Here is a 10,110-nt window from a genome sequence, read left to right as displayed (position 1 = left end):
TGCTTCGTCGGCGTCTTGGGCAGGGCCTCCGCGCGGTGCGGGGGCCGTGTGTCGGCGAGCCGACGGTGCCATCATCACGCTTCCACGGTGCCCGTGGGGAACTGGGGAGCGATTACTGAGGGGAACTGGGGGCGAATCTTACGGACAGCGGTTGCGGGGTCACCGGGCCGGAAGCGGGCCAGAAGCGACTTCCGGGGTCGGACGTCCCACTCCCGGGGTCAGACACTCCACTTCTGGTTGTCCGCACCCGTGCAGGTCCACAGCTGCAGATAGGCCCCCCTGGCCCGGTTGCCGTCCACGATCTCGACGCACTTGCCCACAGCCGTGTTGACCAGGTCGTGCGACCCGTTGAACGCGAACTTCTGGGCGTCGACGCCGTTGCAGTAGGCGAGCTGGATGAGCGTGCCGTCGCTGAAGTCCGCCCACGCCACGTCCATGCACAGGTTGTCCGCACCGACGGAACGGATCGTGCCGTCGGGGGCGAGCCGGAACTTCTGGGCGGCGGCGCCGTTGCAGTCCCACACCCACAGCCTCTTGCCGTCGGAGAAGTCGCTCCCCGGTACGTCGAGGCAACGGCCCGAGAGATGGCTGCGGAACGTCACCGTGTCACCGATCGCCGGACCCGCGGCCGCGTTGGCCTTCTTGTCCGGCGCGCTGTCCTGCTTCTTCTCGGCGGCCTCCGCGGCCTTCTTCTTGTCCGCGGCCTCCTCGTCCTTCTTCTCCTGCTCGGCGGCTTCCTTCTCGGCCTCGGCGGCCTTCTCCTTCTCCGCGTCGGCCGCGGCGGCGGGAGGAGCGCTCTCCTCCTTGGCCTCCGGCTTCGGGGACTCCTTCTCACCGTCCTCGGATGCGGAGGCGGAGGCGCTCGGAGGGCTCACCGCGAACTCGCCCGGCGCGTCCCGGCCGTCCCCGCCGACGACGGTCGCCGCGGCCGTCGGCACCTTCTCGTCCTCCTCGTTGTCCCCGCCGAGCAGCAGGAACGGCACCGAGACGAGCAGCGCCCCGGCGACCGCGGCCCCGGCCAGCACCGCCCGCCCCGGCCGCCCCACCGGCCCGGCCACCGGCTGCGGCCGGTCGATGGCGGTGGCGGTCATGGTCCGTACGAGAGCGGGGAGCCGGCTCTTGACGGCGGTGGCGGCGCTGGGGTCGGCCTCGGAGTCGGACTCGGGGGTGGCGTCGGACGTGGTGCCGGGTCCGGCCTTGGCCTCCGCCTCGGCCTTTGACTCGGGGTCGGACTTGCCCTCGGCCTTGGCCACGGAACCGGGCTCGGGCTCGCCCTCGGGGGCGAGCGCGGCCGCGACCTTCGCACTGACGGCACTGCCCGCGGAAGCGGCCTCGGAACGGGACTCGGGCGCGGACTCGGCCTTTGCTGTCCTGGACTCGGCCTTGGCGGTCTCGGGCGCCGCCTCGACGGTCTTGGACTCGCTCTCGACATCCTTCGACTGGGTCGTGACGTCCTTGGACTGAGTCTGAGTCTGAGTCGTCTTGACGGACTCCGTACGCGCGGCCGGAGACGTGGGGGGCTGCTGCGCCGAACGCGTCACGGGAACCTCCCTGAGGTGTGGGGCCAGGGTTCGGGGGAACTGCCGGTGCGGTCCGCCTGGTCGTCGGAGCCGTGGAAGGCGCCGTGGCCCTCCGCCACGGGAGCGGCCTCTTCGCCTCCGCCGGAAACTCGGTCCGCCGGAACGAGAAGCGGAGCGACGGCCCCGGCGTTGACCAGCAGCTGGGTGCCGCCGTCGCTCAGGGAACGGGCCAGCTCCCGAGCCGGAATGGTGTCATGCGCAAGTGTTGAGGACATGAACGCGTGTGCCGATGAGGTGAACACCAGCACCACCGGCGCCCCGTCCTGCCCGGCGGCGACCAGGGGCTTGCCGTCCGGTCCGGCCACCACGGTGACCTCGGCCTCCGCGAGCGCGGCGAGCGCCTCGTCCACCGAGCCGTAGCCGGTGGCGGCCCGCTGCGCCGCCGCGTCCACCGGGTCGGTGGGTTCGGGCCAGCCGAGCACACGGGCCGAGGGCCGGTACGCCGGATTGGCGCGGTACGTGCCGACGCCCCCGCTCTCGTCGGACCGCCACTCGCCCAGCACCGCCCACTCCGGCGGCGTGCGCTCCTCGGTGAACTCCGGGTCCACGACCCCGATCCAGTGCCCCGGGGCCCGCAGCGCGGCAGCCCGTACGGCTTCGGGTATCTCGGGAACGTCCTCGGGCTCACCGGCGTCGGAGCGGGCCGTCCCGGCGCCGGTCACCTCAGGGCCGGTCACCTGGGGGCCGGTGGCCGGATCGGCGCCGGCACCGGACAACGGGACCGTGGCACCAGGCCTGGCCTCTTGCTGTTCTCCGGGCCGCATTTCCACCTGAACTCTTGCGTTGGGTGCCGAACGGCAGACGTGCACGCCGACGTTGATCAGTCGGGATTCAACAGGATGCCATATCGGCCATGTCAACGGGGGCCCGAAAAGGACCCGAACAGGACCTGGGCGCGCCCGTTCGCCGCCCGCCTCGGGGACTTTCCGGGAGCAGTGCCCCGGAGACGGACAATGTGACACCAGAGACTTCTGAGACAGGAGTCAACATCACACCGTGACGGGCTAAGTTGGGACCACGCGGAACCCGACGGCAGGACCGGACCGGCTCACCTCGACACGGCACTCGCCCGATGCGCCCACGGGACACCCCGGCGCTCGTCCCGCCCGGCCGCTGCGCGGGCCTCTCCTGCCCACCACCGACGACAGCTCCGCCACCGAGGAGTAACCGCATGTCCCCCCAGAACCCCGCCTCCGGCGCGAACGCGGAGCCGGCCCCCGCCTCCCGCAAGGAGCAGGAGGCCGAGAACAAGCCGGCGACCGCCCCCTCGCCCGAAGCCGCGCAGAACCCGCCCGCCCCGGCCGCCCCGGCCCCCAAGGACGAGCAGGCGCCCGCCGCCCCGAAGCCCGAGCCCGCCGCCGAGGCCAAGCCCGAGGCCGTCGAGGCCCCGGAGACGAAGACAGCGGCCGCCCCCACCGCCGAGAAGGCCACCGCCAAGGCGAGCGAGAAGCGCGCCGCCGTGGCGACGGCCGCCCTGGCGGCGCCCCCGCCGGCCAAGTCCGCCACCGCCGTCGACAGCACCCGCCCCCGCAAGCCGGTCCTCGCCGGGGCCGCGCTCGCCGGGGCCGCCCTGATAGCCGTACCACTGCTGCTGGCAGGAGGCACGGAGGACGACAACCGCCACGACGGCGCCAAGCAACTGGCCGTGGAGGGCGCGGGCACCGTCCTGAACCAGGAACCGGCCACCGCCGGCATGGACGACTACGTCGTGGAGAAGCCCAGCCCGTCGCCGACCAAGGAGAAGGAGAAGGAGGAGGAGAAGACGGAGGAGCCGAAGCAGGAAGCACCGGTGAAGGCCGTCGCTCCTCCGGCCCCGGCCCCGGCGACCACCACGGAGGCCCCGGAGAAGAAGGCCGAAGCCGCACCCAAGCCCAAGCCGAAGCCGAAGCCGAAGCCGAAGGAGACCCCGAAGCCGGCCTGGAGCACCGAGACGGTCTACGCGACCAGCGTCCTGGAGGTCAACCAGGCCTGGACCACCAACCGCATCCGCATGGTGATGCAGACCGACGGCAACCTCGTGGTCTACAACGAGAACGGCAAGGCGATCTGGGCGTCGATGACCTTCGGCCCGAACCACCGCGCGATCTTCCAGCAGGACGGCAACCTCGTCATCCACAACGGCGACGACCGCCCCATCTGGGCCTCCCGCAGCCACGGCCACGCCAACGCCCAGCTGGTCCTGCGGGCCGACGGCAAGGTGGTCATCCTGCACAACGGCAACGTCGTCTGGTCGACCTGAACCACGCGACGGGACACGCGGAGGGCGGCGTCCGCCCCGGACCGACTCCCGGGCCGGGGCGGACGCTGCCGACGGGCCATGACCGCGACCGCGGGATTCCGCAGAGGAAGAGCGACCTGACAAGTGGAATAGTCAGGTTCTGCGAAAACCTGCACTCCACCAATAACCAGCAAAGAACTCCCCCGCTGACGTGTACTGTTCAGCGCTGCGACCCGCATCGACAGGGCTCGCGGTGAACTCCGTGAGGAGTTCGCACGGCAACGACTCCGGGGGGATTCGCCCATGCCAGCAACATCCCGAAGACAGCGCCCGGCCCGGCGCTGGAGCCGTACCGCTGTCGTCGCGGCGCTCGTCGGCGCGACACTGGGCCTGACACCGCTCGCCACCGCCGCCACGGACACCGGCTCGACGTCGACGCAGAATGAGGCGGGCCACCGCATCAGCGCCGAACGGCAAAGCCTGGACGTCATGCCGACCGTCACCTCCAAGGACGGCCTGTTCCCGGAGACCAAAGCCGACATGGAGCCCGTCGAGGGCGCCCTGGCCCGCACCGAGGGCGTCTTCGAGTTCGGCGCGAACGGCGTGGCGGACGCCACCCAGTACCTGTACAGCCTGGACTTCGACCACCCGAACAAGAAGGCCGTGCCCACCACGAAGGGCGGCCCGGCGACGGTATCGATCACTCCGCTCACCCCGGGTCCGCACACCCTGTTCGTGCGCATCCAGGACGCGGAAGGCAACGTCGGCCCGATGTACTTGTACCGGTTCTACGTCAAGAGCCCCGGCGTCCCCGACAAGCCGGGTGACCTCAACGGCGACGGGCATCCGGACCTTTTCGCCATCGACGGCACCGGCAACCTTGGGCTGCACGCCGGCACGGGCGGCGGCCGGGTCGACTCGATGGTCCCGCTGTCCGCCGGGGGAGGCTGGAACGATGCGCTGCTGACCCACCGGGGCGACTGGACCGGCGACTACTACGAGGACCTGGTGGCCCGCCGCTCCGACGGCAAGCTGTGGCTCTTTCCGAACAACGGGCTGGGCGAGTTCAGCGAGGACACCCGGCAGGAGGTCTACTTCTTCCCGGACCCGGTGACCGGGACAGTCATCGACCCGTCGACCATCAAGCAGATCGTCTCGCTGGGCGACATCAACCCGAACAGCAGCGAGCCGTCCCACCCCGACTTCGTCGCGGTGATCGGCGACCAGCTGTGGTATCTGCCGGGTTCCTTCTACGGATCGATCGACGGCGGCTACGTGATCGGCAGTTCGGGCTGGGGCGACATGCAACTCGCCTCTCCGGGCGACGTGGACGGCGACGGCTTCACCGACCTGATCGCCCGCGACACCTCCACCGGCCAGCTGTGGGTGTACCACGGCAAGAGCGCGGGCCACTCGGACGGCGACACCGACCCAGCGTCCCTGGGCGCGGACGCCAACCGCACGGCCTACGCCACCGACTGGACCACCACCGCCCGCCCGCTGTTCACCGCCTCAGGCGACAGCGACGGCGACGGCGTCCCGGACCTGTGGACCACGACGTCGAACACGACAGCGGGACTGGAGTTCGTCCCGGGCCGACGCACCGGCCTGGTCGGCCCACCGACAGTGGTCGGCACCGGCGGCTGGCAGGCGATCGAACTGATCTCCTGACCTCACACCCACACACCATCGGAGCGGCCGGTCGCCCTGCGCGACCGGCCGCTGTTTGCGGTACACCGTCCTGACCTACGCACCTTCATGCCGTTGCGCACCAACGGCGGTGGCACGGCAGCAAGAGCAGGCCCAGGCCACGGTGCCGACGAAGCCGGCGGTCACCCAATCCCGTAAAGAGCCGGCAGATCCACCAGAAGCAGATCGTCACGCCGGGCCGCCGACTCGACCAGATCCGGGTAGAAGCCGTGCAGGGAGAACAGGGCCAGCGTGGTGCCCGTGGTGTCATAGCCCTGGCCGGCGAGCAAGGTGCGAATGTGCTCCAGACGCTGCACGTCGCCGGTGCCGCGGCGAGCGGCAGTGGCCTTGGCCTCACCGAGGAGAGCGATCCTGGCGCGAGGTGCCTGCGGGCGCTCACCCAGGGCCAGGGCGATGACGTCGACCTCGTGCCTGGTGCGGGCCGCCGGATCCGCCACCTCGGTGGTGCCGACCGGACCGGGCAGGCCGCCGGGGAGCAGGGTGTGGGCGTACCGGCGGGTGAAGGTCCGGGCGAGGTCCTCGAAGTGCGGGCCAAGGATCCTGGAGTTGAAGGTCGGCGCCGCGGCCTGCCATGCCTGCTCGGCGAAGCCCTGCTCGACGACGGCCGCCTGGGGCAGCGTGATGAGCTGGTTGAAGCGGATGACGGGATCGGCCAGCGTGATGACCGGGTGGCGGGGGCGCAGGATGTCCTGCTCACGCTGGATGTAACCGGTGGACTCCAGGACGTCGAGCGGGTGGGCGACGGCGTTGCGCTGACGTTCCAGGGCCGCACCGATTTTGGTGGGGGTCGTCGCCCCGCGAGCGATCGCGGTGAGGATGTCGTAGTACAGGGTGTGCTGAGTGATGCGGGGGTCCTCGCGCAGCAGGTACTCCGTCTCCGCACGCGAGTAGACCGCCCGGCCGGGATCCAGGAGGGTACGGGTCAGCCACGGAGCGAATCCGTCGCTCGGATCCGGTCGACCGGCCACCGGCCGATAACCGGGAGCACCACCAAGAACCGCGTGGACCTGCAAAGCGGTCATCGCGTCCTCGATCTGCCAGAAGGCACGGCTCGCCCGGTAGTCGAAGGCCCCCAGCCGCAGATCGATCACCGCACGACCGCGCAACGGCTTGGTCCCGGACAGCAGCTCGTGCATGACGCTCATCGCGGATCCGCAGAGGATCACCCGAGGTCCGGGGCCCGGACCGGTGCCGCGCTGACGCTCGTCGTAGAGCTGCTGGAGCAGACCGGGAATGTCGGGCGAGTGCTGGAGAAGGTACGGCAACTCGTCGATGACCAGCAGCGGAGTGCCGGAACGAGCGGTGACGTCGAGAGCATTGGACAGCACCTCACGCCAGTCGGCCAGCCGCAGCGTGCCGGGCCGCAGCCCCGCGTGAGCCGCGATGGCGTCGCTGAACCGCCGGATCGCCGGCAGCCGCCCCTCCTCCCGCACCGCGGTCACATACAGACCGCCGACCTTCTCGGACAGCGCCTGCAGCAGATACGACTTCCCGTGCCGCCTGCGCCCGGACACGATGCCGAGTCGCATCGCAGGATCGGGATCCGCAACGAACTCGGTGAGCAGGTCCCACTCACGATCGCGATCGACCACGTCCTCAGGCTTGGCCGGCATGTTCTTCCCCACGGGCGCTCCTAGCAGCCTGATGGACTACGACGGCTTCTGTCTAAGTCTACTTAGACAGAATCGGTCGAGCTGCACTTGTCCGGCAAGGACACACCATCGCCCGACCCGCTCCCGGGTCGGCACCCAGCCACCAGAAGAAGCCGGCGGGCGAGCGACGTCAGTACCGAAGGTCCAGTTCGGCACGCACGGTCTTGCCGACCGGGACCCGGTCCAGCACCTCCCATCGGTCGGCCAGCGCCGCGACGAGCAGCAGCCCCCGGCCGCCGACGGCACCCTCCGGTGGTACGGCCACATCCTCGGACGCCGAGGGCCGGCACTCACCGCGCGCATCCGATACGTCGACGCGCAGCGTGTACGGGTCCAGCGTGAGCCGCAGCTCGAAGTCCCGCCCCGGTACGCGGCCGTGGGTGACGGCGTTCGCGGTCAGCTCGGCGACGAGCAGCGCGGCCGCATGGGAGAAGTCGCACTCGCGCGGGACGCCCCAGTCATGCAGCCGATACATCGCGAGGTGCCGGGCGAGGCGCGCACCGAGCGGGGTGGAGCTGAACCGCTGCGTGAACATACGTACGGTTACGAGTCGCTGAGGCGTGGAGCGGAGCGTCATGGCGACAATCTGGCCTGGTCACCGACCTGATTGCCAGGTCAGGGACTCGTACGCCGACTCAGCGTAGGAGTGGACGCGGTGGACAGTACAGGTAACTGACCGTAATCATGTCCGAGTGCCGCGTGAACGGCGCGGCGGGCGTGCGGGAGGGGTCCTGGCATGGCGGACGGTACGGGCGGAACGAGCGCCCTCGGCGGTGGCTGTGGCGGCGGGGAACCGGAGGTCTCGGACAGCCTCCGCACGTTCGGCGAAGTCGTCAAGGGGTTCCGCAGACGGGCGGGCCTGACACAGGAGCAGTTCGCCCCGAGGGTGCGCTACTCGGTTCCCACGGTGGCGTCCATCGAACAGGGCCGCCGCTTCCCGCCACCGGACTTCGTGGAGCGCGCGGAGGAGATCCTGGACGCGTTCGGGGTACTGCGAGGTGCGGCACGACACCTGTCGCGGCAACCGGGCCTGGCGAGTTGGTTCCGGCAGTGGGCCCGGCTGGAGGCGGAGGCGGTAAACCTGCACACGTACGAATGCCGCCTGATCCCGGGCCTGTTGCAAACAGAGGCGTACGCGCGCACGCTGTTCGTGAACCAGCTGCCGCCCCTGGGAGATGACCAGATCGAGGCTCAGTGGGTGGCCCGGGCGGAGCGACAGCGGCTGCTGCGGGAGCGGCCGAACACGGCGTTCAGCTTCATCCTGGAGGAGCACTTGTTCTTGCGGCGGACGGGCGGGGTGGAGGTGACACGGCAGCTCATCGACCATGTCCTGGCACTCGCCGAAGCGCGAAATGTCGAGGTACAGGTGATGCCGCAGGTGCAGGAGGACCATGCTGGCCTGCACGGCCCCGTGCGACTGCTGGAAACCCCGGAGAACCGATGGTTCGGCTACTGCGAAGGGCAAGAGAGCGGCCAGTTCATTACCAGTTCCAAGGTCGTCAGCACTCTCCAGATGCGATATGCCAGGATGCGCTCCCAGGCCCTCTCCCTCGGCGATTCCCTGGGTCTGTTGCATCGAATGCGAGGAGCGCTATGAGCACTACAGAGCCAGCCTGGTTCAAGAGTAGCTACAGCAGCGGCGGGGACGGTGACTGCATAGAAGTCGCACTGTCCTGGCACAAGTCCACCTACAGCAGCGGCTCAGGCGACGATTGCGTCGAGGTGGCCAACTGCCCCGGCACCGTCCACGTCCGCGACTCCAAAGTCGCACGAGGCGCACAACTCACCCTCGCTCCGCTGGCATGGACCGCCTTCCTCTCGTACGCGACGCAAGCCTGACCCCTGCGCACGCATAAGTGCTCACCTGTGGACCCAACCGGAAGGAGACACTTCCGTTCACCGACTTGGAGTGCCCTGCCTATTGGCGATCGCCCGCCGAAGCCAGTGCTGTGACCGCATAATTCACCGGCTTGGTGAAGCGTCGGCAGGGCGGGTTACGTTTGCCTTGGCCGCGGTCGACTCTGGGCTGAGCTCGCTCACCATAAGGCGTGACGACGGCTAAATGTGGTGTCCGCCGGAGGGCGTCCGCCGTGTCGACAGAATGTTGAGTCACTGCAGCTACCAGTCCGCCCGTTCTCAGCAAACCTCGTCGTCCGACATCGCTTACCGCTCATCCAGTCATGCGGCCGACGGCCAATAAGAAGGCGATGCGCAGACACCGGCCCCTGGGCCGACTGACTGACGGCCGGCGGCTTCGTTGCGTGATCTGTGTGTCAGAGCCCGGACTAGGGTGGCTGTCGAGCCACTGACAAGCGGAAACTCCGATACCGAGCGAACGAGAAGGACCCGCCAGCAAGCTGACGGACCCTCATGCAGAATCAAGGCTAATCACCAGATTGGTACACACAATGCCGCCCTGCGTCATGATGGCAGCGAACTCCCGTTTCCCGACTACTCGCGTCGCGATGTAGATGATCCTCACCAGGTGGCCGCCCTATCCGCAGCAGCGATTATGAATTGTGAGACTGGGTGAAGCCTGGAGGCTTTCGACGCGCGCTTCCCGGATACCATGTCAAGCGCGACCACCTCGTGCCGCTCTGCGTGCTCAGTTCAACGGAAACTCCCTCTCGAAGCCTTGCAGATAACGCAGGTAACGAGGAGCCAGATAACTAGCCTCCTCCACTTGCCGCCTCATGGGCTTGAGCGCGCGATGAGCTTCCCTCACGCTTCCTTCAACGCCAACGCGAGCGGCTTTCGTTCCAGCACGCGGTCGACATTTGCCCCTTGTCCAACTCCATAGCTGAGACAAGACCGGCATAGGAGGCCTGCCGCTGTAGGAAATCGAGTGCGATCTCAGTGACATCCGCCAAAGCGGGGCGGATGGCATCCTCCGCTGAATCATCAGCGAGATAGACTCTGTGCTCAAGCCACTCCCGCTGCGGGGTAAGGT

8 protein-coding genes are annotated in these 10,110 nt (G+C 69.0%); 4 read left to right on the top strand and 4 right to left on the bottom strand.

The genetic code is table 11. The annotated features are described in order from the left end of the window. Positions 1–218: 218 nt before the first annotated feature. Positions 219–1,541, bottom strand: coding sequence for a ricin-type beta-trefoil lectin domain protein (locus IEZ04_RS05580; RefSeq protein WP_189215545.1), 1,323 nt, complete (start codon positions 1,539–1,541; stop codon positions 219–221). After that, positions 1,538–2,344, bottom strand: coding sequence for a type VII secretion system-associated protein (locus tag IEZ04_RS05575; protein WP_189215544.1), 807 nt, complete (start codon positions 2,342–2,344; stop codon positions 1,538–1,540). Before IEZ04_RS05575 ends, IEZ04_RS05580 begins: the two co-directional genes overlap by 4 nt. Positions 2,345–2,751: 407 nt before the next feature. On the opposite strand from IEZ04_RS05575, the gene IEZ04_RS05570 reads away from it, so the two are divergent. Beyond that, positions 2,752–3,819, top strand: coding sequence for a mannose-binding protein (locus IEZ04_RS05570; protein ID WP_189215543.1), 1,068 nt, complete (start codon positions 2,752–2,754; stop codon positions 3,817–3,819). A gap of 282 nt (positions 3,820–4,101) precedes the next feature. Beyond that, a complete protein-coding gene (locus IEZ04_RS05565) occupies positions 4,102–5,469 on the top strand; it encodes an FG-GAP repeat domain-containing protein (RefSeq protein WP_189215542.1) in 1,368 nt (455 codons plus the stop codon). Positions 5,470–5,630: 161 nt separating this feature from the next. Here IEZ04_RS05565 and IEZ04_RS05560 read toward each other — a convergent pair whose 3' ends face one another. Continuing rightward, entirely contained in the window at positions 5,631–7,121 is a 1,491-nt protein-coding gene (locus IEZ04_RS05560) for an ATP-binding protein (protein WP_373296258.1), read from the bottom strand. A 169-nt stretch (positions 7,122–7,290) separates the two neighbouring features. Continuing rightward, positions 7,291–7,695: an ATP-binding protein gene (locus tag IEZ04_RS05555; protein WP_373296257.1), complete on the bottom strand. Its 405-nt coding sequence runs from the start codon at positions 7,693–7,695 to the stop codon at positions 7,291–7,293. Between the two features lie 201 nt (positions 7,696–7,896). Between IEZ04_RS05555 and IEZ04_RS05550 the strand changes: the two genes are divergently transcribed. Further along, positions 7,897–8,757, top strand: a complete 861-nt coding sequence (locus tag IEZ04_RS05550) for a helix-turn-helix domain-containing protein (RefSeq protein WP_189215539.1) — start codon at positions 7,897–7,899, stop codon at positions 8,755–8,757. Next, a complete protein-coding gene (locus tag IEZ04_RS05545; protein WP_189215538.1) occupies positions 8,754–8,999 on the top strand; it encodes a DUF397 domain-containing protein in 246 nt (81 codons plus the stop codon). The genes IEZ04_RS05550 and IEZ04_RS05545 overlap by 4 nt, the downstream gene beginning before the upstream one ends. The last annotated feature ends 1,111 nt before the right edge of the window (positions 9,000–10,110 follow it).

Source organism: Streptomyces ruber (assembly GCF_014648075.1).
GTDB classification, from domain to species: Bacteria; Actinomycetota; Actinomycetes; order Streptomycetales; family Streptomycetaceae; genus Streptomyces; species Streptomyces ruber.
Note: the sequence above shows the minus strand (reverse complement) of the source record. Positions and strands in the feature narration are given on the sequence as shown.